This window comes from Moraxella sp. CTOTU48268, from assembly GCF_032069585.1.
In the GTDB taxonomy this organism is placed as follows: Bacteria; Pseudomonadota; Gammaproteobacteria; order Pseudomonadales; family Moraxellaceae; genus Faucicola; species Faucicola cinerea.
Genome location: NZ_DAMALV010000016.1, coordinates 1 through 25,499, shown reverse-complemented (window position 1 = coordinate 25,499; position 25,499 = coordinate 1). Strand labels below are relative to the sequence as shown.

At 42.5% G+C, this 25,499-nt stretch carries 24 protein-coding genes; 5 read left to right on the top strand and 19 right to left on the bottom strand.

Features of this window, described 5'->3' with window-relative positions:
- Nucleotides 1-65 precede the first annotated feature (65 nt).
- The 8 genes from RT143_RS07150 to RT143_RS07115 all read right to left on the bottom strand — a co-directional run bounded on the left by RT143_RS07150 (nt 66) and on the right by RT143_RS07115 (nt 7,514).
- Nucleotides 66-701: a hypothetical protein gene (locus tag RT143_RS07150; RefSeq protein ID WP_313092106.1), complete on the bottom strand. Its 636-nt coding sequence runs from the start codon at nt 699-701 to the stop codon at nt 66-68.
- A 192-nt stretch (nt 702-893) separates the two neighbouring features.
- On the bottom strand, nt 894-1,826 hold the full coding sequence (locus RT143_RS07145; RefSeq protein WP_313092104.1) for an electron transfer flavoprotein subunit alpha/FixB family protein: 933 nt from the start codon (nt 1,824-1,826) through the stop codon (nt 894-896).
- Between the two features lie 68 nt (nt 1,827-1,894).
- Entirely contained in the window at nt 1,895-2,644 is a 750-nt protein-coding gene (locus RT143_RS07140; protein WP_050324357.1) for an electron transfer flavoprotein subunit beta/FixA family protein, read from the bottom strand.
- A gap of 486 nt (nt 2,645-3,130) precedes the next feature.
- Complete coding sequence (locus RT143_RS07135; RefSeq protein ID WP_007116781.1) at nt 3,131-3,343, bottom strand: cold-shock protein; 213 nt, start codon at nt 3,341-3,343, stop codon at nt 3,131-3,133.
- A 211-nt stretch (nt 3,344-3,554) separates the two neighbouring features.
- Nucleotides 3,555-4,094 (bottom strand): hypothetical protein, encoded by a 540-nt coding sequence (locus RT143_RS07130; protein WP_313092103.1) that lies wholly within the window; start codon nt 4,092-4,094, stop codon nt 3,555-3,557.
- Between the two features lie 148 nt (nt 4,095-4,242).
- Nucleotides 4,243-5,259, bottom strand: a complete 1,017-nt coding sequence (gene ilvC, locus RT143_RS07125) for a ketol-acid reductoisomerase (protein ID WP_065252581.1) — start codon at nt 5,257-5,259, stop codon at nt 4,243-4,245.
- A 48-nt stretch (nt 5,260-5,307) separates the two neighbouring features.
- Entirely contained in the window at nt 5,308-5,799 is a 492-nt protein-coding gene (gene ilvN / locus RT143_RS07120; RefSeq protein ID WP_007116784.1) for an acetolactate synthase small subunit, read from the bottom strand.
- On the bottom strand, nt 5,799-7,514 hold the full coding sequence (locus RT143_RS07115; RefSeq protein WP_313092142.1) for an acetolactate synthase 3 large subunit: 1,716 nt from the start codon (nt 7,512-7,514) through the stop codon (nt 5,799-5,801). Before RT143_RS07115 ends, ilvN begins: the two co-directional genes overlap by 1 nt.
- 757 nt (nt 7,515-8,271) lie before the next feature.
- Between RT143_RS07115 and RT143_RS07110 the strand changes: the two genes are divergently transcribed.
- The gene (locus RT143_RS07110) at nt 8,272-8,748 is read left to right on the top strand and encodes a DUF4124 domain-containing protein (protein ID WP_060995090.1); all 477 of its coding nucleotides are present in this window, start codon (nt 8,272-8,274) and stop codon (nt 8,746-8,748) included.
- Between the two features lie 111 nt (nt 8,749-8,859).
- On the opposite strand, the gene RT143_RS07105 is transcribed toward RT143_RS07110, so the two are convergent.
- A complete protein-coding gene (locus RT143_RS07105; RefSeq protein ID WP_313092102.1) occupies nt 8,860-10,521 on the bottom strand; it encodes an NAD(P)H-hydrate dehydratase in 1,662 nt (553 codons plus the stop codon).
- A gap of 70 nt (nt 10,522-10,591) precedes the next feature.
- On the opposite strand from RT143_RS07105, the gene queG reads away from it, so the two are divergent.
- Nucleotides 10,592-11,719, top strand: a complete 1,128-nt coding sequence (queG, locus tag RT143_RS07100; RefSeq protein ID WP_313092100.1) for a tRNA epoxyqueuosine(34) reductase QueG — start codon at nt 10,592-10,594, stop codon at nt 11,717-11,719.
- Here queG and RT143_RS07095 read toward each other — a convergent pair.
- The gene (locus RT143_RS07095; RefSeq protein ID WP_313092099.1) at nt 11,716-12,294 is read right to left on the bottom strand and encodes a DUF924 family protein; all 579 of its coding nucleotides are present in this window, start codon (nt 12,292-12,294) and stop codon (nt 11,716-11,718) included. The genes queG and RT143_RS07095 overlap by 4 nt on opposite strands.
- A 115-nt stretch (nt 12,295-12,409) precedes the next feature.
- Between RT143_RS07095 and RT143_RS07090 the strand changes: the two genes are divergently transcribed.
- The 3 genes from RT143_RS07090 to tgt are packed head-to-tail and all read left to right on the top strand — an operon-like array spanning nt 12,410 to nt 15,265.
- Nucleotides 12,410-12,991 (top strand): acyl-CoA thioesterase, encoded by a 582-nt coding sequence (locus RT143_RS07090; RefSeq protein WP_313092097.1) that lies wholly within the window; start codon nt 12,410-12,412, stop codon nt 12,989-12,991.
- A 7-nt stretch (nt 12,992-12,998) separates the two neighbouring features.
- The gene (gene queA, locus RT143_RS07085; protein ID WP_313092095.1) at nt 12,999-14,072 is read left to right on the top strand and encodes a tRNA preQ1(34) S-adenosylmethionine ribosyltransferase-isomerase QueA; all 1,074 of its coding nucleotides are present in this window, start codon (nt 12,999-13,001) and stop codon (nt 14,070-14,072) included.
- Nucleotides 14,073-14,128: 56 nt separating this feature from the next.
- Nucleotides 14,129-15,265, top strand: a complete 1,137-nt coding sequence (tgt, locus tag RT143_RS07080; protein WP_313092093.1) for a tRNA guanosine(34) transglycosylase Tgt — start codon at nt 14,129-14,131, stop codon at nt 15,263-15,265.
- A gap of 115 nt (nt 15,266-15,380) precedes the next feature.
- On the opposite strand, the gene lpxA is transcribed toward tgt, so the two are convergent.
- The 9 genes from lpxA to RT143_RS07035 all read right to left on the bottom strand — a co-directional run.
- The gene (gene lpxA, locus RT143_RS07075; protein ID WP_060995097.1) at nt 15,381-16,157 is read right to left on the bottom strand and encodes an acyl-ACP--UDP-N-acetylglucosamine O-acyltransferase; all 777 of its coding nucleotides are present in this window, start codon (nt 16,155-16,157) and stop codon (nt 15,381-15,383) included.
- Nucleotides 16,158-16,385: 228 nt separating this feature from the next.
- Nucleotides 16,386-16,901 (bottom strand): 3-hydroxyacyl-ACP dehydratase FabZ, encoded by a 516-nt coding sequence (gene fabZ, locus RT143_RS07070; RefSeq protein WP_313092090.1) that lies wholly within the window; start codon nt 16,899-16,901, stop codon nt 16,386-16,388.
- Nucleotides 16,902-17,030: 129 nt separating this feature from the next.
- Nucleotides 17,031-18,083, bottom strand: a complete 1,053-nt coding sequence (gene lpxD, locus RT143_RS07065) for a UDP-3-O-(3-hydroxymyristoyl)glucosamine N-acyltransferase (RefSeq protein WP_313092088.1) — start codon at nt 18,081-18,083, stop codon at nt 17,031-17,033.
- Between the two features lie 109 nt (nt 18,084-18,192).
- A complete protein-coding gene (locus tag RT143_RS07060) occupies nt 18,193-18,705 on the bottom strand; it encodes an OmpH/Skp family outer membrane protein (protein ID WP_313092086.1) in 513 nt (170 codons plus the stop codon).
- 13 nt (nt 18,706-18,718) lie between these two features.
- On the bottom strand, nt 18,719-21,112 hold the full coding sequence (gene bamA / locus RT143_RS07055; RefSeq protein WP_313092084.1) for an outer membrane protein assembly factor BamA: 2,394 nt from the start codon (nt 21,110-21,112) through the stop codon (nt 18,719-18,721).
- Nucleotides 21,113-21,430: 318 nt separating this feature from the next.
- On the bottom strand, nt 21,431-22,798 hold the full coding sequence (gene rseP, locus RT143_RS07050) for an RIP metalloprotease RseP (protein ID WP_313092083.1): 1,368 nt from the start codon (nt 22,796-22,798) through the stop codon (nt 21,431-21,433).
- 128 nt (nt 22,799-22,926) lie between these two features.
- A complete protein-coding gene (gene ispC, locus RT143_RS07045) occupies nt 22,927-24,147 on the bottom strand; it encodes a 1-deoxy-D-xylulose-5-phosphate reductoisomerase (protein ID WP_313092081.1) in 1,221 nt (406 codons plus the stop codon).
- Between the two features lie 265 nt (nt 24,148-24,412).
- On the bottom strand, nt 24,413-25,300 hold the full coding sequence (locus RT143_RS07040) for a phosphatidate cytidylyltransferase (protein WP_313092080.1): 888 nt from the start codon (nt 25,298-25,300) through the stop codon (nt 24,413-24,415).
- Between the two features lie 19 nt (nt 25,301-25,319).
- Nucleotides 25,320-25,499, bottom strand: a 180-nt coding sequence (locus RT143_RS07035) for an undecaprenyl diphosphate synthase family protein (protein ID WP_313092079.1), incomplete at its 5' end; no start/stop codon positions are given.

Below are 25,499 nucleotides of genomic sequence, written 5' to 3'. Positions count from 1 at the left end.
TAACAGATGATGCTGTTAAGCTTTTTTATTATTGGTTTATAAATTTATCAATTAAACACTATTCTCTAAACAGTAATTAAATTAAACAGCTCATCAATTTCTTCTTTCAAATGGTACATTTCAGTGTCATTCCATTTTTTGGATAAATGGCTGATGGGCAAAATCACACAGTGTAAATCGCGATAAGTGATGGCATTAAAAGTATTTCTCACGAGGGTTTTATTGGCTTCTCGTTCAAAATATTTAATTACATCAATATTTTGGGTAATGACTAAGACAGGTTTTAGAATACTATATAGCCAATCAAATAGATGGGTGTGTTTATGTTGGGGGCTTAGTAAAGTCTTTTTCGGGGTGATAACACTATAAAGGTAAGTTTCAATCACAGGATGGTTTGAGAGTTCATCAATCAAATTTTGCTGAAATATATGGTTGCGATTCCACTGTAAATCATCATTGTAGCTAGCGATGTCATAATGCTCAGCAAACGATTCACGATCAAACCCTGTGTCATCATGCCAAATATTTACATCAAACACGTCTAAATTAACTTCGCGAGCCGGATTGTAGCCGACCATCATGATTTTACACTTGAGTGGTGAGCCTGAACAGATAAAAGGACGTACTTTTACATTATCTAGTTGCTGCTCGCTAAGCAGCTGCTCAAGCTCAGTACGGAATTTTTTTAAATCCATTTTCACAATTTATTCCCAGAAAATTTACTATCAATAAAATCCCACAATTTTTATTATATTACCTAGTCGCTATACAACAATCAATATACTTTTAGCGATAATTAAGTCAGTGCTTAGCCAGTAAATAGCAAATAAAAAAACCTCAAAAAATATGAGGTTTTTTTATATTTATCGCTTGGTAGCTTATGACAGCGACAATTACAGTTTACTAGTTAGTTCTGGCAAGACTGTAAAAATATCACCTTCTAGGAAATAATCAGCCACTTGAGAGATAGGCGCTTCTGGGTCATTGTTGATGGCAACGATAACTTTTGAATCTTTCATACCTGCCAAATGCTGAATAGCACCTGAGATACCTGCGGCGATATATAGATTTGGTGCGACAATTTTACCCGTTTGACCCACTTGTAGGTCGTTTGGCACATAACCTGCATCAACTGCGGCACGTGATGCACCCATCGCAGCGCCTAGCTTATCAGCCAGTGGTTCAATATACTTGGTGAAGTTTTCACCGCTGGCTAATGCACGACCACCTGATACAACAATTTCTGCAGCAGTTAATTCTGGACGATCAGATTTTGCCAACTCTTCACCGACAAATTTTGATTTACCCGCATCTTCGCCTGCGCTTACTTGTTCTATGCTAGCTGCGCCGCCTTCTGCTGCCGCTGCATCAAATGCAGTGGTACGAACTGTGATAACTTTTTTGCTTTCAGTATCTTTAACGGTTGCAATGGCGTTACCTGCGTAGATTGGACGCTCAAATGTCTCTGCATCAATCACAGCGGTCACATCAGTTAGCATATTTACGTCTAACAAAGCGGCAACGCGTGGTAAGAAGTTTTTACCTGTTGTTGTCGCTGGTACAACGATATGGCTATAATCACCTGCAAGCGATACGACGAGTTTAGCGACGTTTTCAGCCAGTTGATGCTCAAAAGCAGCATTACTTGCGCAAAGCACCTTTGAAACACCTGCTACTTTAGCGGCTTGTTCTGCTACGGCTTCACAGCCAAGACCTGCAACTAATACAACGATATCGCCACCGATTTTGCTTGCTGCCGTTACGGTGTTGAGTGTTGCTTTTTTCATCTCTTTATTATCATGTTCTGCATATACTAAAATTGCCATGAGATTTTCCTTAATATTTGATAATCGCTATCGTTAAATGACGAATTAAATTGAAGGTAGTTAAATGATTAGATAACTTTAGCTTCGTTTCTTAATTTATCGACTAACTCGTCAACCGATTTAACTTTAACACCCGCTTTACGCTCTGCAGGTGGCGTTACTTTTACGATTTGAATGTTACTAGCGGTAGAAACACCATAATCTTCTGGTTTTTTCTCTTCTAATGGTTTTTTCTTCGCTTTCATGATGTTAGGCAGTTTGGCATAACGTGGTTCATTTAAACGTAAATCAGTGGTGATAACCGCAGGCAATGATAACTGAACGGTTTGTAAGCCACCATCGATTTCACGTGTTACATTGACGCTACCACCGTCGACTTTTACTTGTGATGCAAAGGTTGCTTGACCCACATCCATCAATGCCGCTAGCATTTGACCTGTTTGGTTGTTGTCATCATCAATCGCTTGTTTGCCTAGTAAAATGATGTCAGCGGCTTCTGCTTGTGCAATCGCTTTTAAAATTTTTGCCACTTGTAGGGGACGCACAGTGTCGGTCGTTTCAACTAAAATACCACGATCTGCACCCAGTGCCATTGCGCCACGGATTTGTTCTTGTGCTTCTTTTGGACCGATAGATACAACAACAATTTCAGAGACCACGCCCGCTTCTTGTAGACGTACAGCTTCTTCCACAGCAATCTCATCAAATGGGTTTACAGACATTTTAACATTGGTTAAGTCAACACCAGTGTTGTCCGCTTTTACACGAACTTTTACGTTATAGTCAACTACACGTTTAACAGCAACTAATGCTTTCATACGTTCCTCGTTTGTTATATGAATTAAAAAAGGAGGATAAATCCAAGTATCCCCAGTCATGATAAAATGAACATCCTATTCTTTTTCACTAAAAATAGCTTGGTGAGCTAACTTAGCGAACTAAAAAGAATAGTTATACTGTGAATACTCACAATACCCATTATCTTCGTTAATAATATATGTTGCGATAACTTACCCAACAAATCAAGAAAATCCTATGAATTTTAAGTCATAAAAAAATGGTTTGAATACATCAAAAATTCTTGAATTTTTCGAATATATCATAACTAAAATAATTAGGGAAATTTTTTAACTAAATATTCAACATACAATGATATTCAACATACAATGTCTTGTGCTTGATATAAACATTCAACATAAAACAAACGCGCAAAAAAAAACAACCTATCGTCTGGTTGTTTTTCTTTATTGCAAGCTAATTAAGATAAGCAGTTAATAAACAAACAATTAAGCTTGTAGTTATTATTATTGTGCTTCAATTTGTTCGGCTTGTGGGCCTTTTTGACCTTGGCTCAATACGAAGCTCACACGTTGACCTTCTTTAAGTGTTTTAAAACCTGAACCTTGGATTGCACTGTAATGAGCAAAAACGTCTTGACCGCCATTGTCTTGAGCGATGAAGCCGAAACCTTTGCTCTCATTGAACCATTTTACAGTACCAGTAGCTTTATCTGACATAAAAAATCCTACATTAAAAATTAACTATGTTATCTATAACGCTTGCAATTACTTAGGTAAATACAGGGTGTTATAAATTGTCATCGCCAAAAATTTGTTAAGTGTATTTTAGCGAATAATGACAGTATAGCCTAGTTTTAGCGTTTCACCTACTATTTTTTGAATTTTTTACCACAAAGTTACAATTAAAAAGGGATTTAAATTGACTTTATTAAGCTAGATTAAAGGCGATAACACCGTTCATCAACATATTGATAAATATCGCAATACTGGTCACGATAATCACCAGTGAAAATGATAGACTGTAGTCCATATATTTGATGGGCATACTCATATCATCGACATCTTTAATATCGCTTGCCTGATCTTTGAGTAGATAAAATCCATAAATCCAACCAAATATGCTATACAAAATATAGGCAAATGGCACGACTTTGGCAATGGTACTAAATGCACCATAATATACGGCAACCACGGATACCATAAGCCACACAGTTTCTAATATGGAGCTCACGCTAAATAACGTCGATTGCGGCAGTTTTCCTAAGTTTTTCTTCAAAACTATGGATTCATACGCAATCAGTAGAGCGACAATTAAGGTACCGACCAGATAAATTGCTTGCCAATTTAATGTATAGCTATCCCCCATCAGGTGATTCAAAGGATTTGCCAATGCAGGCAAAGAACTCATACCGCTAAAAGTGTGTAAAAAAGTTGCAGTCGACAACTGCCAAACAGACGCTATATTCAAAACAAATCTCATAAACTTTACATGTATACCCATTATTTTATACTAAAAAACCCTGTCCATGTAACTTTACACGGCGCAGGGTTATTGTCATTTTATTGTTTTTACCAATTGGGTATGATGCCATTGGTAAAACTAACTGGGTGCAAAACTAGTTTTTCTCTTTGTCGATGATTTTGCTTGAGGTGATCCAAGGCATCATACCGCGAAGTTTGGCACCTGTTTTTTCGATTTCATGCTCAGCGGTTTGACGACGGCGCGCTGTCATTGATGGGTAATTTGACATACCTTCAGCAATAAACATTTTTGCATATTCACCTGATTGGATACGTTTTAGGGCATTACGCATCGCTTCACGTGATTGGTCATTAATAACTTCTAAACCTGTTACGTATTCACCGTATTCTGCGTTGTTACTGATTGAATAGTTCATATCAGCAATACCGCCTTGGTACATCAAGTCTACGATCAATTTTAATTCGTGTAGACATTCAAAGTAAGCCATTTCTGGGGCATAGCCTGCTTCAACCAAGGTTTCAAAGCCCATTTTGACCAGTTCAACCGCACCACCACAAAGTACCGCTTGCTCACCAAATAGGTCCGTTTCAGTTTCGTCTTTGAACGTTGTTTCGATGATACCTGAACGACCACCGCCTACGCCCATCGCGTAAGATAATGCGACTTGTTTGGCTTGTCCAGAGGCATCTTGGTAAACGGCGATTAAGTCAGGAATACCGCCGCCTGTGGCAAATTCGTTACGCACGGTATGACCCGGTGCTTTTGGCGCAATCATAATGACGTCTAGGTCTTTGCGTGGTACCACTTGGTTATAATGAATTGAGAAACCATGGGCAAATGCAAGCGTGGCGCCTTGTTTGATGTTTGGCTCAATCACGTCATTGTATAGTTGTTTTTGGAATTCATCAGGGGTCAAAATCATGACTAAGTCAGCTTGCTTGACGGCTTCTTCTACTTCAGCTACTTTTAGGCCGGCATTTTCTGCTTTTTTCCAAGATGATGAATCTTTACGAAGACCTACCGTAACATCAACGCCGCTGTCTTTTAGGTTCAATGCGTGCGCGTGACCTTGTGAGCCATAGCCGATAATCGCAACTTTTTTGCCTTGGATGATTGATAGATCACAATCTTTATCATAAAAAATGTTCATAACTATTTCCTTGTGTAAAAAACAACTACTATTAAAAGGTTGGTAAATTTAGACGCTGAGGATTTTTTCGCCCCGAGCGATACCAATAACACCAGAACGTACTACCTCTAAAATGCGTTCACGTCCCATCAATTCGATAAAGCCGTCCAATTTTGCGGTGTCACCGACAATTTGAATGGTATAGACATTGGGCGTGATATCAACAATACTTGCACGGAAGATATCCGCACAGCGCTTCACTTCTTCGCGGTTGCTACCCGTGGCACGCACTTTGATCAGCATGAGTTCGCGCTCAATATGTACACTATCGGTCAGCGTGGTTACTTTAACGATTTCAATCAGCTTGTGCAACTGTTTGGTCACTTGCTCAATCTTATTTTGATCGGTATCTGTGGTCAAGGTCAAACGCGATAAAGTCGGGTCATCGGTTGGCGCGACGTTCAATGTCTCGATGTTGTAGCCACGTTGTGAAAACAAGCCAACCACACGAGACAGTGACCCTGATTCATTTTCCATTAAGACAGAAATTAAATGTTTCATTAGGTACGCTCCCCTTTGGCTAACCACATATCACGCATTGACTGACCTGCTAATTGCATTGGATAAACATGCTCGTTTTTATCGACTAGCACATCGATAAATACCAATCGATCTTTGAGTGATAAAGCATAAGCAAGTTGTTCATCAAGTTTGGCTGGGTCAGTGATTTGGATACCGACATGACCGTAAGCTTCTGCAAGTTTGACAAAATCTGGCAATGAATCCATATAAGAGTGCGAATGGCGACCTTCATAAATCATGTCTTGCCATTGTTTTACCATACCCAACTGGGCGTTGTTAAGATTTAGAATCTTCACTGGTAAGTTATATTGTAGGCAAGTTGATAGCTCTTGGATATTCATCTGAATTGAGCCTTCACCTGTGATACAGACCACATCACGCTCGGGGTTAGCAAGTTTGGCTGCCATTGCATAAGGCAATCCTACCCCCATGGTGCCTAAACCCCCTGAGTTTAACCATTGACGCGGCTCATCGTATTTATAGTATAGGGCTGCAAACATTTGGTGCTGACCCACATCAGATGTGATGATAGCTTTACCATGCGTTAACTCATATAAGCGCTCAACAACGTGCTGTGGTTTCATGCCATTGCTGTCGTCTTTGTCATAGCGCAGACCATGACGTTTACGCCATTCATTGATTTGCGCCCACCAATCATTTAACGCGGCTTGGTCAAGCTGTGCGTTATTTTCTGTTAATACGGCGAGCATATCACTTAGCACATTTTTTACATCACCGACGATCGGGATGTGTGCATTGATGGTTTTTGAGATTGATGCAGGGTCGATATCAATATGGATAATTTTAGCGTTTGGACAGAATTTTTGCGTATTGTTGGTCACACGGTCATCAAAACGCGCACCGACGGCCAAAATTACATCTGAATTGTGCATGGTCATATTGGCTTCATACGTACCATGCATCCCAAGCATACCTAAAAACTGTTTATCCGACCCTGGATAAGCGCCCAATCCCATCAAAGTATTGGTCACCGGCAAATTAAGTAAACGAGCTAATGCGGTTAATTCTGCACTTGCGTTTGACGCAATCACGCCACCCCCTGAATATAATACAGGGCGTTTAGCAGCAAGTAAGGTTTCGATGGCTTTACGAATTTGTCCTGAATGACCGCGAACCGATGGTTGGTAAGAACGCATACTGACCGACTCAGGGAAATGGTAAGGAAATTTTTCGTTAGGCGCGGTTTTGTCTTTGGGTACATCAATCACCACAGGACCTGGGCGACCAGAGCTTGCGATATAAAACGCTTTACGCACGATTTCTGGGATTTCGCTGGCATGACGTACTTGAAAACTGTGTTTGACGACAGGACGTGACACACCAATCATATCAGTTTCTTGGAACGCATCATCACCGATGAGGCTTGAAGGCACCTGACCTGAGATGATAACCATCGGAATAGAATCCATAAACGCGGTAGCGATGGCGGTAACCGTATTGGTGGCGCCTGGACCCGATGTTGCCAATACCAACCCAGTTTTACCTGTCACACGGGAATAAGCATCTGCCATATGACCCGCTGCTTGTTCGTGACGCACGAGGATGTGCTCAATGCTATCTTGTTTGAACAAAGCATCATAAATATGCAACACGGCGCCACCTGGATAGCCAAAAATGTATTCAACACCTTCGTCAATTAGCGCTTGCACCAGCATTTCTGCACCAGACATCATGACAGGTTCACCTGCTGAGGCTTTGGCGGTTTTTTTGTCAAAATTGGGTGCAGCGTGAGCCGTTTGGTTTTCTCCCGTCATATTGGGAGCTTGGGTAGTTTGAGTCACTGTCATCACCTTTTATGGTCGTCTTCAAAAATGATACTGGGAAGTTGTTTTAGATAAAAATTGCTAAATGATTAGCAAGAATCTTCAACACTGCCATAAGGTAACAGTGAACAAATCAGACGAGGGCAAAAAGCATGATAACCAAAAAAGAAAGCATCACGAAAATGACGTAATGTATAAATTGATGGCTACTTTTTGTCTTTGTTGACCGATAAGTCAGGGTTGTTAGATTCTTTTGTTTAGATTCATAAACAACAACAACGGTAAAAAATGCTCTCATCCAATTGTAGAGCCTAATTAGCGGATAGCGCCAATTAGCTTAGATTTTACCAATTAGTAACCAACGATAATTGTTACTAACGACCAGTAGAGGACTTATGATGTGAGTTTTTTTAACACTTGTCAATAAAAAAAAGCTACTAGAATTTATAACTTTTAGTTATAGGTAAATGAATTCGTTTGAGGCTTGGTTTTAAGGCTTGGTTTTAAAGCTTGATAAATTTTAAAATCTCAGACTGATTGAGCCAGTCGTTTTTAGAAAATCACATTTAAGAGATTAAACGATTATCTTGTCAAAATTTACTGCTAAAAGCTATCAAGCTGTGATAGGCTATCGCATAACTTTCTAGTTTCTTGCACAGGAAAAACAATGTTAAAGCCACTGTTTTTGTTATCACTCATGTTATCACCATTCATTATGGCGAATTCAAATGCAGCCACTTACTACAAGTGGACTGACAAAAATGGTGTACCGCATTATAGCCAATATGCCCCGACCAATGGTGTTAATTTGCGACAAGTGCAAGTGATTAATACCCGTGAACTTGGACCTAGTAGTCGTGCACCTGCAACCGCTGGCAATAGCACAGGTGCTGCATCAGGTGTATCACCAACGCTGACAGCCGATCAAAAACGTGCTGCTGAACTTGAAGCACAAAATCAGCAACTCAAAAAACAGCAAGATGCGGAGCGCTGTAAATCATTACAAAATACCCTTGCTAATCTAAACCAAGGCGGGCGTGTCTATGAAATGGATAATAAAGGTGAACGTAAATATTTAGATGGTCGTGAAATTGAGCTACGCCGTCAGCAAGTCGCGCAAACAGTGAGCCAATACTGTAAATAACTTTGCATGCTATATAAATTTAGCATTCAATTAAAATTAAAGGTTTGTAAAGGTTAAAGGTGAGTGAATTCTTACCTTTTTTCTATTGAACCTTCTTAACCTGCCGTGATTTTAATCTTGCGTGATTTGATGGATGATGTCACCGATTGCCGATGCCATGTGATTGGCCTGCAATGCATATTCACCCATTTTTTCTGCTAACGTATCACCCGCTTTGCCATGTATGAGCACGGAGGTTAGCATGGGTGCGGCAATTGCTTGCCCCAATAAGCCCGCCATCAGACCTGCCAAGCAATCGCCCATGCCAGCGGTTGCCATACCGGCATTGCCCAAGCCGCAAATACCAATGCTGTCTCGTTCAAGCACAATCGTTTGTGCCCCTTTGATAAGCCAATTGCCCCCATAGTGGTGAGCTAATGCCCGAATCGCGCTGATTTTGTCTCGATCGATGTCAGCATAGTGTTGATTGAGCAAACGTCCTGCTTCCGCTGAATGCGGCGTTAGGTAAAACCGTTGGTTTGACTGTCCCAATCGTGGTTGAATTGGCGCATTTAAACCGTCACTCATGCCTGCCCAATCTGCCAAATGGTATAAACCATCGGCATCAATGACACATAGCTTCTCTGATTGTATGATCGCCGTAAGATACTGGTTAAATAACTCCAACGTTACTTTATCTCTACCCAGACCCATGCCAATAGCAACCACATCCACCGCGTTAATCAGCTCGATGACGCTAGCGATATTGTGTAAATCCGCGGTCATGGCATTGGGCAAAGCGGTGATAATAGCTGAATGAAAATCACCATGACAAGCAACGGTGACTTTGCCTGCACCACTGTTCAATGCTGCACTGGCGGCCAATATCGCTGCCCCTGCCATGCCATGCCCATCCTCTAATCGATTGCCACCGATGATGAGTACATGACCATACGTACCTTTATGGCTCACCTGCTGACGTTGTGGCAAGTTAGGTAGTAGGTAATGCAACAAGATACCCGATTGCTCAACAGGAAGCAAAGGCACATCGATAACGCTGCCAACATAATCTTTACTATCCCCCATATGCAGTCCGACCTTTCGCCCAATTAAACAAAGTGTCTTGTCTGCCTTAATCGCAGTATCATCATATACTTCGCCCGTAGCGGCATTAAGTCCGCTGGGTACATCGATGCTGATGACTTGACAAGCGTGAACTTGCTTGCGGTATTGATTAATCCAATTGATGATTGTCTGATAATCACCGCTAGGCTTGCCATCGAGCCCAATCCCCAATAACCCATCAATCACCACATCATAATGATAGCTTAAACCAAGCTCATAAAATGGCTGTAAAAATGCCGTCAACGTCAGATATTTTGCCGCATTTGCACAGCTTGACTGGTACAGGTGCTTTGCTGTTTGGCTGTCGAGGGTGCTAGGCGCTGCGACTTGTACTACGGTAACTGACCAATTTGGGCAAAGCTGGTTCACATAATGCGCCACCAACCAAGCATCGCCGCCATTATTACCCGCGCCTGCCACTACCAATACCGATTTTTGAGAGTGACTGCTTTTTTGAAGGTAACTGCTTTTTTGAAGGTGACTGCCTTTTTGATTGTTACTTTCATGCTTGATGATGTGTGCAAGTTGCCATGCAGCTTGTTGCATTAAGGCAAAACTGTCATTTTTGCTAAACCAGTTTTTTTCAATGTCATAAATTTGTTTGGGGCTATATAAGGCAATGGCGTTTTGCATCACAGTAGTTTTATCCGTCCGTGCATTACTTTGCATAAGATGATCCAATGATGTGGTAGGTGTTTATTTTGCTATAATAGCATTTTAATTTTATCTGGTTGTTGGCATGTTGGACACTACAAATGAACTCAATGCACTCAAGGGCTGGATAAAGGCGCAAGCCAAGGCTTTGGGGTTTGCTGATTGTGGCTTTGTCCATCCAACCAATCCCATCTTTGTAAAACAGCTTGATGCCTTGCAAACCTGGCTAGCACAAGGTAAACATGGCGATATGCTGTTTTTTGAAGACAATCATGATAAACGTGCTAACCCTGCCCTGTTAGTTGACAGGACGCAAAGTATCATTAGCGTGCGTTTAGATTATTTGGTCACGCCGCCGCCCAAACGCAGTGTGCCAGACGATGAGCGCCCCAACTCAGCGATTATTGCCCGCTATGCTCGAGGACGTGATTATCATAAAACCATGCGAGGGCTACTAAAAACCCTAGCCAGACTGATTCAAGAAAAACTGACCACCGATTATCCGCAATATGCCAACGACTTTGTATTTCGCCCCTTTAGCGACTCCGCGCCTATATTTGAGCGCGCGTTGGCTGAGCAAGCAGGTTTGGGCTGGACAGGCAAACACACTTTGCTGATTCATCCACAAGCGGGGTCATTTTTTGTGTTGGGGGAATTATTCACCAGCTTGCCTTTGGCAGAGGATAAAAAGCAAATCGAAACCGTCTCATCGCATTGTGGCAGTTGCCGTGCTTGTATTCATGTGTGCCCTACCCATGCCATCCGCAAAACACCCACCGGGCATTATGATGTCGATGCACGGCTGTGTATTTCGTATTTAACCATTGAATTAGATGGCAAAATCCCTGTAGAACTTCGCCCCAAAATCGGTAATCGCATTTTTGGCTGTGATGATTGTCAGTTGATTTGTCCTTGGAATAAATTTGCCAGATTAGCGACGATTGAGGATTTTAATCCGCGTCACCGTTTAGATGAGGTGTCACTGCTTGAGTTATGGGCATGGGATGCACAGGATTTTTTGACAAAAACTGAAGGCTCGCCGATTCGCCGCACGGGCTACGACAATTTTATGCGCAATGTGGCGGTAGCCTTGGGCAATGCACCATTTAGCCAAGCAATTATTGTCAAATTGCAACAAAAACGCCCAATATTAAGCGAAAACACACAAGAACATATTGATTGGGCGATCCAGCAACAACTTAATAAAAGTTAAAATGATGAGTTGGGTTGTTGTAAAAAAGCAATTTCCTCATCACTGGATTGTCTACCCAAAATCGCATTGCGGTGCGGATAACGCCCAAATCTCTCAATAATGGCTTGATGCTTATATTCAAACGCTAACGTATCGGCACTGGCGTATTTTTTAAACAGTGGCAACGCCTGCTGATGAATGTTTACCGATTCCGCATGCATAAAAGGCATTAAAGCAAAATTGCGTTCGTCTTCATTCAACTTGTCAAAATCTGGCTGTTTGACGATTTCTTGCGCCAATACTAACGCCATGCTATCTTGGGCAAAAGCTTGTGAAGAATCTCGAAAAATATTGCGCGAAAACTGATCCAATACAATGATTTCTGCCAATCGCCCTTTTGTACTGGCTCGCCAATCCCCTAACTCGCCTCGTTTGGCTTGCTCAAGTGTGGCTAAAAATTTAGCCGTTACAGTTTTATCAAAATCCTCATTTTTGGCAAACCAAAATGGCTTAGTATTTTCCTGCAACCAAAAATCTAATACCTTTTTAGCGTCCGCTGATAAGGGTTGCGCTGCTACCTGTGATTGATTGGTCATTTGCTTTCCTTTTGTAGGGTAATTATAGTGACTTGTCGGGTAATTATAGTGACAAATTTTGCTAAACAAGCGCGATTTACCTATAATGTGGCACAAATTTAGATTGAGAACAACCATGTATCCTTTTTTACGACTTGGCACCCATGCCATCAAAAGCGCGATTAAACAAAAGCAAGGTCATTCGCTTCAATTAACCGATACCAGCGAAATCACCTTGACCGCTAATATCAACGATATTGACAATTTTTTTGAAATGAACAACGGGCGTGTTTTTACGCTGTTTGATTTGGGAAGAAACGATCTTGCCATTCGCTCCGGGCTTGCCAAAAAATTATTCAAGCACCGTTGGGGGCTGGTGGTCGCTGGTAGCACCATTCAATATCGTAAGCGTGTTCGTTTATTTGATAAGGTCACCATCAAAACCCGACTGATAGCCGTTGATGAGCGCTGGTTTTATATCGAGCAAAGCATGTGGGTCAAAGGTCAGCCGACTTGCTCTGCGCTGCTACGCACAGGTATCACCAACATCGTGACAGGCAAGGTTTTGCCGACTGAGCAAGTGCTCAGCGCATTGGATTATAAAGATATCAATATGCCACCTGATGACTGGGTCAAAGCTTGGTCGGACGCCGATAAAATCCGCCCATTTCCTAAAGCCAATGTCCACCTTGCCAAAGATTCTGCTATCACCGAGTAACCCATAAATGCCTTTAACTTTAGATGATTTTGATTATCAACTGCCCGATGAACTCATTGCTCGCTATCCGTTAGCGGTGCGCTCCGCCTCTCGATTGCTGTATTTGCCTGCCCATGGTCAACCCAAAGACCAACAATTTGTGGATTTGCCAGAGTTGTTAAATAGTGGTGACTTGGTGGTGTTTAATGACACCAAGGTCATGAAAGCAAGGCTGTTTGGGCAAAAAGCCAGTGGCGGCGCGGTCGAAGTATTGGTCGAGCGTATTTTGCCCGATGGTGCTATTAGCAGCCAAAAGCACACCGCTTTGTGTCATGTACGCGCCAGCCGCAGCCCAAAAGAGGGGCAAACGTTGAGCCTTGCCGATGGTAACATCCATGCCACAGTAATGGGGCGTGAGGACAATTTATTTTTAATAGCGTTTGACCAGCCGATATTGCCTGTGCTTGAGCACTATGGCGAACTGCCGATTCCGCCCTATTTTGAGCGCCATGCCGATGACAATGACGAAACCCGTTATCAAACGGTATTTCATGACCCAGCCAAACTTGCCAGCGTAGCCGCACCGACCGCGAGCCTGCATTTTGATGACAATGTATTGGCTGCATTCAAGTCCAAAGGCATCAATACTGCCTTTGTCACCTTGCATGTCGGTGCAGGCACATTTGCCCCTGTCAAGACAGATGATATTTTGCGCCATAAAATGCACTCAGAATATGCCGAGTTACCCCAAGCGACTGCCGATTTGATTAACCAAACCAAAGCCCGTGGCGGGCAAGTGATTGCGGTCGGTACCACTGTGACACGGGTATTAGAAACGGCGTTTCAAAAAACCGCCAGCTTTGAAAATCCAATGCTATCGGCTTGGTCAGGTGATACCGATATTTTTATTTATCCGTCATTTAGGTTTGGGGTGATTGATAAGCTCATCACCAATTTTCATTTGCCGAAATCCACGCTATTGATGCTGGTGTCAGCGTTTGCAGGCAGTGAGCCTATCAAACAGGCTTATCAGCACGCCATCGAGCAACGATATCGTTTCTTTAGTTACGGTGATGCGATGTTGTTGGATAAAGTGGTATAATTTCAACCTCTTATGAATTTAACCTTTTAAAAAACCTGTTACAGAAACTTTAGATTATGCAATTCACCTTACATAAAAACGCTACAGGCGAGAGCCGTGCTCGCCGTGGTACGGTTCATCTCGCTCATGGCGATGTGCAAACCCCTGCCTTTATGCCTGTCGGTACTTATGGCACCGTCAAAGGCATGCTACCGCGGGATATCCACGAAATCGGTGCCGAAATCATCTTAGGCAATACCTTTCATTTGTGGCTGCGCCCAACGACCGATGTCATTGACAAATTTGGCGGGTTACATGACTTTATCGGTTGGAACAAGCCGATTTTGACTGATTCGGGCGGTTTTCAAGTCTTTAGTCTGGGCGCAATGCGTAAAATCGTCGAGGAAGGTGTGCATTTTCGCTCGCCCATTGATGGCGCAAAGGTGTTTTTATCCCCTGAAATATCGATGCAAATTCAATACTCACTGAACTCAGATATCGTCATGCAGTTTGATGAATGCACGCCTTACCCTGCAACGCCTAGCGAAGCGGATACATCGCTTGAACTATCACTGCGTTGGGGCGAGCGCTGTAAAAATGAGCATGAAAAACTTGGTAACAAGAATGCTTTGTTTGGTATTATCCAAGGCAGTATGTATCGCAACCTTCGCGAAAAATCCCTAGAAGGTCTTTTAGATATTGGGTTTGATGGCTATGCCATTGGCGGGCTTTCAGTCGGTGAGCCAAAAGAAGAAATGATGGCGGTGCTTGATTACTTACCCGATGATATGCCAGCCGATAAGCCCAGATACTTGATGGGCGTGGGTAAGCCTGAAGATATCGTGGAAGCGGTACGCCGCGGCGTTGATATGTTTGATTGCGTGATGCCAACACGTAATGCACGAAATGGTCATTATTTCACCACTTTTGGCGCCGTTAAAATTAAAAATGCGGTGCACCGATTTGACCAAAGTCCGCTTGATAGCGAATGTGATTGTTATACTTGTCAGAATTTCAGCCGCGCCTATTTGCATCATTTGTTCAAGTGCAATGAAATGCTATCGGCACAGTTGGGCACCATACACAATTTACGTTACTATCAGCGCTTGATGGCAGATATCCGTCAGTCCATTGAGGATGATAAGTTTGATGCGTTTGTCGATACTTTTTATCAGCAGCAAAACTTACCAAAACCTGATTTGCATTTGACCTAAAAACCACCTAAAAAGACCTAAAAAAAAGAGCCGATTTGGCTCTTTTTTACTTTTCAGATGCTGCTGTTGATACGCTAAAATACGTTAAATAGCAATGCTATCCTTTCTTACTACCTTATCTGACTAAGCCACGTTCGCTATGAATCAGGGAATCCAATAGCAATTGTACCAAAGGTTCTTGGGGTAATAGCTGCTCGGTCACTGCTACAATGGCTTCTTCCTTGGTCAGTCCTGAACGGAAAATCACCCGATAAGCTTGGCGCAGATAATCAATAGTCTGCTTTGACCAACCTTTACGGCGCATGCCTTCGATATTAAGACCATGGCTTTTGGCAGGGTTACCCGATACCATGTTAAAAGCCGCAACATCTTTTAAAATCAAGCTTGCACCACCAATCAAACTATAATCATCAATGCTACAAAATTGGTGAATACCTGAATTACCGCCGACAATCACATGGTTACCGATGCGGACATGCCCTGCAATCCCCACATTATTAGCCACAATGTTGTCGTTGCCAATTACGCAATCATGCGCAATATGGGTATTGACCATAAACAGATTACGGCTACCAACGCGTGTGATGCCTTTATCTTGTACCGTGCCGCGATGAATACTACAGGCTTCGCGAATGCGATTGTCATCGCCGATTTCTAGCCACGTCTCCTCACCTTGGTATTTGAGATCTTGGCAGTCTTCGCCAATGCTAGCGAATTGAAAAATCTGGTTACGCTCACCGATACGGGTAAACTTGCTAATGACGACATGGGGGTGAAGCACGGTCTGTGCCCCAATTGTGACATGTTCACCAATAATGCAATACGGCCCTATCTTGACCGACGGGTGTATCGTTGCAGTGGCATCAATAATCGCCGTTGGGTGAATCGTCATGAAAAATCCTTATACCAGCCCACTATTCAACAAGAATTAAAAATACAGGTTTAGCTGAACCCATAGGCAAAGCTAACTATAAACAGCAGGTTAAAATAAAAACGACATTATAGCATTTTTACTAAAGTATGCCATTTTTATCAAGGATTTTGCTTAACTTAAACAGATTTTATCGGTATAGCTTACTCAAACGCGCCTTATTCAAGTCATGTGAATATGATGTTAAAGTCATGACTGGTGATATTGGGTACGCTGCTCTGCAATGGTGATTTCTGCACTGGCTGCCAAATCATCACCCACGCACGCTGTACAACTAAATTTATAGATACTGTGACGCTCCATGGTCTTTTTGGCGCGTAAAATGAGCTGATCACCGGGGATGACTTGACGTTTAAAACGCACTTTATCGACCCCAGCGAACAGATAAATATAGCCATCTCTTGGTTTGACATTTTTGCTGATAAAACCCAGCACACCCGCTACCTGCGCCATCGCTTCAATCATTAAGACGCCTGGCATGATAGGCTCTTCAGGAAAGTGACCATTAAAGAAAGGCTCGTTAATGGTGATGTTTTTAACACCGGTAATCCACTCATTGGGTTTTACCGCAGTGACTCTGTCTAATAGCATAAAAGGATAACGGTGAGGCAGATAATCACGTAACACAACGGCATTGAGAGGTAATGTCACCCCAATCTGTGCAAGGCTAGCGATGTCTTCATCAATCAACTTATCAAAATCCATGGATATATCCTTTATACTTTTAAATCATCTTTATCAAAAAAATAGATTTGTGAAAAACAACCATTGTAACGGTTTTAAGATTGAGTTTACAGTTGTTTTCTCAAATTATTTGATGGATAAACGTAATGATTAACTTTTTGGTTTGCCAAGTTGCTTAAAATTAATATAGGCTCTTTTCCATAAGCTATTGGGCATCACTGGCATGCCTGAAGAATATACACCCGGTTGGTGAATCGATTTGGTTACCATCGTCATGCCAGTAATCGTGACATCATCACAAATTTTGATATGACCTGCAAAACCTGATGCGCCACCAATCATGCAGCGTTTACCAATTTCTGTACTGCCAGCAATCCCAACACACGCTGCAATCGCCGTGCCAGCACCAATTTTTACATTGTGGGCAATTTGCACCAAATTATCAATAATGACATGATTACCGATAACCGTATCATTAATTGCACCGCGATCGATACAGGTATGGCTGCCTACGCTGACATGATCGCCCAATACCACTCGCCCTAATTGGTGAATTTTTTGCCAACCTGCTTCATCTGTACTGCCTTTAGGAGCAAAGCCAAAGCCGTCATTGCCAATGCTGGCATGGCTGTGCAAGCTGACATGTTTACCCAATACACAATCATGCCCGATATACACATGCGGTGCAATTAAGCTACCTTCGCCAATCACGACATTGGGCTGAATATTGACTTGGGCCTCAATCTTGACACCATCACCAATGACGCAGTTATCGCCAATTTGGCTATACGCCCCAATACGCACATTGTCGCCCAACTGCAGATTGTTACCCAAAATGGCAGTGGGGTGAATCAAACAATCTGATAAATTAGGGTTGACTGTCTGATGATACGCTTGCGTCGGTTCAAACAATGCCGTCAGTTTGGCATACGCGGCATAAGGTGATTTGACCACGATGGCAACGCTATGGCTTGGGCATTTTTCCTGCAAAGATGCGGGGACTAGCACAGCACCAGCGCCCGTGGTCTGCAATTTTGATTCAAATAGAGGGTTGGCGATAAACGTGATATCGGTGTCGGTGGCGTCCTCAAGGGCGGCGATTTTGGAAATTTGTTTCTGCAAGTTTTGGTCGGTTTGCCCATCCCCTTGGTCAATGACGTCACTAGCTAAAAAATCCAAAATTTGTGCGATGGTGAACGCCATTTGATTACTCCAATCGTTTGCTTAAAATTTGCCTTAATTTTACACACAAAATAAAAAACGCAATAGTCGAATATTGCGTTTTTGCTAAAACCTCTGAGCTTAAAAAATATTATTTTACTTGATCGTTAATCGCTTTGGTAAAATCTGCCGTTACATCCCATTCAGGTTTCACATAACTAACCGTTCTATCACGATTATCAATGAGCACATCAATATTTTTTTGACGCACAATATTTTCTTTAATGGCTTGGATTTTAGGGACAATTCGCTGCATCACTTCTGCCTCATTGGTATCAATGATGGACTGGATTTGACTGGCAACCTGTTCATAGTTTTGTAAGTTGGTTTGAATTTGCTTACGCAAATCATCCTTTTGTGCTTGGGTCATCTGAGCGTTTTGCGTGGCATATTGTTTTTGCAAACGCTCAATGGTCGCTTTATAGCTGTCAAGCTGCTGCTGCTTTGGTTTGACCGCCGCTTGCACCACGCCAATTTTGGTTTTAGCGATGTTAGTATTATTGATGGCAACTTGGGAATTCCAAACCGCAACGGTATTGGCAAAAACTGGCATTGCCAATACACTCAAAATGCTCGCTGTGGCTAACTGAGTCATTATTTTCATATACATAGACCTTTTAGAATGTACGTCCAATTTCGAACTGTACATTATCGATTTTATCTTTATCTTTATCATTGAGCGGAACGGCATAGCTTAATGAGATTGGACCAATTGGGGTAATCCAAGTGAAGCCCGCACCCGCGCTAAAACGCATGTCATTGTCTTTTTCATTTAATAGCGATACGGTATTGCCACCCACTGTGACTTTTTGGTCATATTTATTGGTGGTGTCAAACACTTGTGCCCCTTCAACAAATAATACGGGACGGATTTGGTCTGCCCAATCGCCTTTAAACGGCATCGGCAAGATTAGTTCAGTACCCACTTGCGCGAGTGCATTACCGCCAATCTCTTCTGGGTAATTATCGACCCCATTATTATTCTTCACTGGGTAATAACGATTACTGGTAGGGCCTAAAGTGGCATTCTCATAACCACGCACTGAGCCATAACCCCCTGCGAAGAAGTTTTCCCAGAAAGGTAAATCGTTACCATATCCTAACTTGGTATAACCGCGTAGTACGGTATTTTTTAGGAACGGGCGATAGTAGTTCCCTTGGTAGACCAGTTTTTGGTAAGTGGCATCGCCGAAGGCCAGTTCCAAATTGACGTTATGTGACATACCTTTGGTTGGAAAACGTCCACGGTCAAGCGTATTCATATTCCAGCCTAAGTTTAAGCTCGCGGTATTAAAGGGGTCTGATTCGAATGATTCATTGCCATCGGAGTCTGAACCTATTTCAAGATTGCCTTCGTCTTTTAAGTATTGATAGTTTGATACCGCTAACAAAGCGCCTGCTTTGATTTTGGTGCTATCTAGTGTAAGACCGGCACTTAAACTCTTATTTTCATCAATCGGATAGCTAAAACCTAAGGTGCCGCCATACGAATCTGTTACGTAGTTTGAAATATTTTTGCTGTCATATTTGGTTTTGCGTGCATAAATACTGGCACTTTGCGATATCCCATCTGGGGTAAAGTATGGGTTGGTATAGCCCAAATTATAACTATCTAACGTCTCAGAACGCGATAACGAAATATTGACCTGATTACCTGTACCCAAAAAGTTAGATTGACTTAAACCTGCTTGGAAAGTGATACCACCACTTTGTGAATAACCAGCCGCAATGGTACTGGTACCTGATGGTTGCTCCTCTACTGCGACATTGATATCTACCTGATCGGGGGTGTTAGGGACAGGTTTGACATCCATGTTGACAGTTTTGAAAAAGCCTGTACGCATCAAACGTGTGCGCGACAAATCGATTTTTTCATTGGCGGCTAATGTGCCTTCCATTTGGCGCATTTCTCGGCGCAATACTTCATCTGCGGTTTTATTGTTACCGGTAAAATTGATACGGCGAACATACACAGGACGCACAGGATCAATAAAGAAATCGACATCTACCGTGCGAGTATCTTCATTGATACGCGGCACTGGGCGGATTTGGGCAAAATAGTAGCCATCGTTACCATATAGTGTGCCAAGATTTTGTAAAGTTGTCGTCATTTGACGTTGTGAATAACGCTCACCTGGCTTAAATGCCACCTGCTTACGAAGCTTATCGGTGTCATAGTTGGGCGTACCCATAAAATTGACATTGCCAAATTTATATTGCTCACCTTCAGTAAGATTGAGCTCGATAAATACTTTATCTTTTTCTGGACTTAAATTAATGGTGGCATCATTGATGGTGAATTTGACAAAGCCCGCGTTTTGGTACATGGCAGTGACATTTTCTAAACTTGCCGCAAGCTTTTCTTTGGCATAGCGGTCAGATTTGCTAATCACATTGATCCATGAGCTTTCTTTGATGCTCATCGCCTGTCTGATTTCTTTATCGCTAAAATGTTTATTGCCAATCACCTTGATATCGACAACACGCGCCGCTTTACCTTCAACAAAATTAAATTTAAGCGCAACGCGGTTATTGTCTAAGGGCGTTTGGGTCACCGTAACTTCGCTATTATAATAACCTTGCTGATTGTATTGCTGTTTTAGCTCATTTTGGACTTGCTCAACTGTCGCCTGTTTTAACACATTGCCTTCTACGATGCCAATACGTTTTAGGCCTTCGGTCAATGCTTCTTTTGGAATCAGTTTATTACCATCATAAGTGACACTTGCGATAATTGGGCGCTCTACCACATCAAATACCAATTTATTGCCTGATTGGGATGCTTTAACGTCTGAGAAATTGCCAGTTTCATAGAGGGCTTTGATACTAGCTGCGATATTGGCATCGTTTGCTACTTCACCGGTATTGACAGCAAGCACGGGATAGAGGTTATCAGCGGATACCCGTGTCAATCCATTAAATTGAATATCGCTCACGGTAAAATTTGCCGCTTGTGCATACGAGGTAACGAGTGCTAACGGTGCAACCAAAAATAACGCTGAATTTCGCATATAACTTGTTTCCGAATTGACGACTGCCCAAAGATAATGCATAAAACCTGTCACTTTTAGGTATCCAAAATTAGTTATCCAAACGTATTTACCTGAATTTGGTAATCTAAGTTTGGTTAGCTAAAAATGACAAATGCTATCAAAAAGGGTGACTTGATTAAACTTCTAGTAATAGTTTGTCTTTGATGTGTAGCTTGTATTATCAAAGTACAAGAGATCCGTAAATAAATTTTACTGGCATAAGGTAAGCTAAATTTTGCGTAAAGTCTAGCGAAAAAACAAAACTACAAATCAATATTTTAGCCAAATTTGGGTCGATTAAAACAAGCGTGAGATATCGTTACCAATCGCCAACAGCATGAAACCTGCAAGCAAAACTAAACCGATATTCATTCCCATCATTTGTATTTTTTCGGGCATGGGTTTACCAAAAATAGCCTCATAGGCATACATGACAATATGACCGCCATCGAGCACAGGTACAGGTAATAAATTAAGCACAGCAAGGCTTAAACTGATAATCGCCATAAACGATAGTACCGCTTCCCAACCGATGCTAAAGCTTTGATTGGCGACTTTGGCAATGGTAATGGGACCTGATAGGTTTTCAACCCCAATGGTGCCCGTCAACATTTTACCCATGGATTTGAGGGTCATGGCACTTAAATCGACAGTTTGATGCACGGATTTTTCGACCGCTTGGATGGGCGTATATTGAATGGTTTTTATATACTCAGGTGGCGGCATAATCTTAGATGCCGCTGCAGCTGCACCAATTTGTCCAAATCGATTGCCCATGGTATCTTTTTTTGCTTGTGGCATGACTTTTAAGGGGATGATTTTGCCTTGGCGCTGCACTTCAAGGGTTAGTAACTGTTCGGGGCTGGATTTGACAACTTGCGAAAACGCAAGCCAATCGCTCACCGGTTGACCGTTGACACGGCTGATGGTATCACCGACTTGCAGACCTTGACGGGCGGCAGCGCTATTTGGGACGATTTCACCGACCACCGCCGGAATTTTTGGTTGCCACGGGATTGCACCTAGACTATCAATCGGGTTGGTTGCTTTACCCGCTTCTACTTTCATAAAGCGCTGTATCGGCACGGCGACATTGGTTGGACCTTGCGCGCCATTCACTGTTAAATTAACCTGTCCCGACTCACCCATGCGATCGGCTAACGCATAGTTAATATCTTGCCAACTTTGAATGGGTTTATTATCGACCGCAACAATTTCGTCACCGACTGTCAGACTGGTTTGACTGACGGGTGAATTGGGCAAAATACTGCCGACTTTGGTCGCCAAGACTTGGGTTGGGGTGATAAATAGCAGCCAATACAAAAAAATCGCAATCAATAAGTTCATCACCGGACCTGCTGCGACGATGGCAATTTTTTTCCAAGGTTGTTGGGTATTAAAAGCTAAATGACGTTCGGCTGGATTGACTGTGCCTTCTCGCTCATCGAGCATTTTGACATAACCGCCGAGCGGAATCGCAGAGACCGCATAATTAATCCCAGTTTTTTTACTTGTCCAGCTTAGCAGCTTTGGACCAAACCCAATTGAATAGGTCAATACCTTGACACCGCACAGCCGAGCAACAATATAATGCCCCCACTCATGTAGCGCAACCAAAGGTCCTAGTACCACAATCGCAGCTAAAACGGTCAAGATGAAATTCATGGCTATCCTTTTGACAAAATCACAGGCTAAAAATAATTTAACTATCGATATCTTAATAAGTTATGTAGTCATTTTTAACGACTATCAACCAGTGTTGCCAACTATTTTTAAGCTTTTTTAAGCATTATTTAAGCGTTTAAATCGGCAATACATTGGTGTGCTTGTTCACGGCTTAGTTTATCGACCGCCAAAATCGCTTGCAATGACCCAATCGGCTGTTTTTCGGCTTGCAATAGTACTTTTTCATTGATATCAGCAATATCGGTTAAACGGATGTCACCGTCCAAAAACGCTTGAACGGCTATCTCATTACTGGCATTCAAGGCGATACACGCATAGCTACCTTGTTGCATGGCTTGATAAGCCAACTCTAAGCATTTAAACTTTTCTAAATCAGGTCGAACAAAATTTAAATTACTTAACTTAAAAATATCTAATCGTTCCACCCCACTGCTGATACGGTCAGGGTATGCCATAGCATGGGCAATGGGGGTACGCATATCAGGACTGCCTAGCTGCGCTAAAAAACTACCATCGTTGTATTCAACCATAGAGTGCACGATACTTTGCGGATGAATGACCACTTCAATCTCAGAGACCGGCATATCAAATAAAAAACTCGCTTCAATCAGCTCCAAGCCTTTATTCATCATGGTGGCACTATCTACTGATATTTTTTGCCCCATGGACCAGTTCGGGTGCTTGACGGCTTCTGCGACGCTGGCGCCTTTCATGTCATCGAGTGTTTTGTGTAAAAATGGCCCACCTGAGGCGGTTAACCAAAGCTTTTTAATACCATGGTTATCATTATGAATGGCATTGCGCTGTTGTTGCACCACAGTAGGCAAACATTGAAAAATGGCATTGTGCTCACTATCAATTGGGAGCAATTTGGCATTTGACTGCTTGACGGCTTTAATCATCAGCTCACCTGCCATCACTAACGCTTCTTTATTGGCGAGCAAAATAGTTTTACCCGCATTAGCCGCTGCCAGCGTTGATGGCAACCCTGCAGCGCCGACGATAGCCGCAACCACCATGTCCACTTCTGCTAACGTGGCAAGCTCAACCAGACCTTGTTCACCAATCAAAATCTTGCAGTTTAGATGAGCCTCGCTGAGCATCTGCGCAAATGCTGTTTCCTTTTCTTTAGCAACACAAACATAAGTTGGCTTGAATTGCTGGCAAATGCTCAACAGTTTATCCAGCCGCGAAAACCCTGTCACCCCGACCACGTTATACAAATCAGGATGCTGACTGACGACCGATAGCGTACTATCGCCGATAGAGCCTGTTGCGCCCATAATAGCAATGTTTTTTTGCGGTATAGTGTGAGTTGAAGATAGCATTACAATGACCTAGTAAGTTGGGGCAGACGGCGGTTAAACCTAACATTTTGCGTTTACAGCGGCAAATTGCCACTGTTATAAGCATATTAACACGCGAGAAGATTTTTAAGCATCAATCAACAAGCAGTTGCGCAAAAAAAGATTGGATGAAACACAAGCTTGCATTGATTAGTGAATTAAACAAATTGATATTGGTTATATTGGAATTGAACAGATTAATATTAAGCAGGTGTGAAAACTTTTGTAAGATAAACGCAATGTACCATTAAATTAATCCGTAAAATTTCATCGCCCAAAACCCCAACGCAAAAATTGGCACGGCTGAAAGCTGCGAATCAATACGATCAAGAATGCCCCCATGTCCTGGCAACAATGCCCCGGCATCTTTGACTGCGGCATGGCGCTTTAGCATACTTTCAAACAAATCACCGAACACGGACATGATGATAGTGAGCAAAGATAAGAGTAAAAACAACCCTATAGCCATCATAGACCAATCGTTTAACAAGCCAAAAGAGACGCCAATCACCACAAGCGTGCCCGTGGCAAGTCCACCTAATAAACCTTCCACACTTTTATTGGGTGAGACGTGCGGGGACATTTTGCGTCTGCCAAGTTTTCGTCCGACAAAATAAGCACCGCTATCCGCGCACCACACCAATACAAACACATATAGCAGCCACCAAGCTGAAAGTGACCACAGATAATACATCGCAGTAATGGCAGATGACAGTATAATCATACCGATGAGGTATAAATGCTTACCATACCAAGCTTGGGTATCATTGGGATAATGGCGAATCCAGCCAATCGCTACCGACCAAATCAGCGCCGCAACCAGCCAAAAAAACACCCAAGAAGCTATGCTACCAGTCAGCTTTGCCATTACCAATAACAAACTGACAATCGCTAACACCACAAGGCTATATATATAATCAATTGGTTTGGCAGGTTTGGTCGGCGTTTGGGTGTTAGGCGGTAGATAACTGCCGGGATTTTGTTCAAGTGACGGCATGAGCTTTGACCACTCAAAAGCCCCAAAGCCTGCACCGACTAACAATAGCGGCAACATCAAAATAGGCTCGCGGGTAGCAAACATCGCAACGCCAACAATCACTAACAAAATAATGGCAGTTCTAATGCGTTCCCACATGACAGTTCCTATTGATTAACTAAAAGCTCAAACCTAATACTTGCTCGCTGGTTTTACCAAATCGACGCTCACGACCCATAAAAATATCAATCATTTGGTCTAATTCAGCCGCATTAAACGCTGGCCAAAGCGTTTCGGTAAAAAATAACTCAGCATACGCACATTGCCAAAGTAGAAAATTAGAAATACGGTAATCGCC

Coding starts and splice junctions, on each gene's coding strand:
- ilvC (WP_065252581.1), bottom strand. CDS start 5,259: ATGAACATTTTTTATGATAAAGATTGTGATCTATCAATCATCCAAGGC.
- bamA (WP_313092084.1), bottom strand. CDS start 21,112: ATGCGAAATTCAGCGTTATTTTTGGTTGCACCGTTAGCACTCGTTACC.
- fabZ (WP_313092090.1), bottom strand. CDS start 16,901: ATGGATTTTGATAAGTTGATTGATGAAGACATCGCTAGCCTTGCACAG.
- RT143_RS07060 (WP_313092086.1), bottom strand. CDS start 18,705: ATGAAAATAATGACTCAGTTAGCCACAGCGAGCATTTTGAGTGTATTG.
- tgt (WP_313092093.1), top strand. CDS start 14,129: ATGCAATTCACCTTACATAAAAACGCTACAGGCGAGAGCCGTGCTCGC.
- ilvN (WP_007116784.1), bottom strand. CDS start 5,799: ATGAAACATTTAATTTCTGTCTTAATGGAAAATGAATCAGGGTCACTG.
- ispC (WP_313092081.1), bottom strand. CDS start 24,147: ATGCTATCTTCAACTCACACTATACCGCAAAAAAACATTGCTATTATG.
- RT143_RS07110 (WP_060995090.1), top strand. CDS start 8,272: ATGTTAAAGCCACTGTTTTTGTTATCACTCATGTTATCACCATTCATT.
- RT143_RS07115 (WP_313092142.1), bottom strand. CDS start 7,514: ATGATGTCTGGTGCAGAAATGCTGGTGCAAGCGCTAATTGACGAAGGT.
- queA (WP_313092095.1), top strand. CDS start 12,999: ATGCCTTTAACTTTAGATGATTTTGATTATCAACTGCCCGATGAACTC.
- RT143_RS07095 (WP_313092099.1), bottom strand. CDS start 12,294: ATGACCAATCAATCACAGGTAGCAGCGCAACCCTTATCAGCGGACGCT.
- rseP (WP_313092083.1), bottom strand. CDS start 22,798: ATGAATTTCATCTTGACCGTTTTAGCTGCGATTGTGGTACTAGGACCT.
- lpxA (WP_060995097.1), bottom strand. CDS start 16,157: ATGACGATTCACCCAACGGCGATTATTGATGCCACTGCAACGATACAC.
- RT143_RS07145 (WP_313092104.1), bottom strand. CDS start 1,826: ATGGCAATTTTAGTATATGCAGAACATGATAATAAAGAGATGAAAAAA.
- RT143_RS07135 (WP_007116781.1), bottom strand. CDS start 3,343: ATGTCAGATAAAGCTACTGGTACTGTAAAATGGTTCAATGAGAGCAAA.
- RT143_RS07140 (WP_050324357.1), bottom strand. CDS start 2,644: ATGAAAGCATTAGTTGCTGTTAAACGTGTAGTTGACTATAACGTAAAA.
- RT143_RS07090 (WP_313092097.1), top strand. CDS start 12,410: ATGTATCCTTTTTTACGACTTGGCACCCATGCCATCAAAAGCGCGATT.
- RT143_RS07040 (WP_313092080.1), bottom strand. CDS start 25,300: ATGTGGGAACGCATTAGAACTGCCATTATTTTGTTAGTGATTGTTGGC.
- lpxD (WP_313092088.1), bottom strand. CDS start 18,083: ATGGCGTTCACCATCGCACAAATTTTGGATTTTTTAGCTAGTGACGTC.
- queG (WP_313092100.1), top strand. CDS start 10,592: ATGTTGGACACTACAAATGAACTCAATGCACTCAAGGGCTGGATAAAG.
- RT143_RS07105 (WP_313092102.1), bottom strand. CDS start 10,521: ATGCAAAGTAATGCACGGACGGATAAAACTACTGTGATGCAAAACGCC.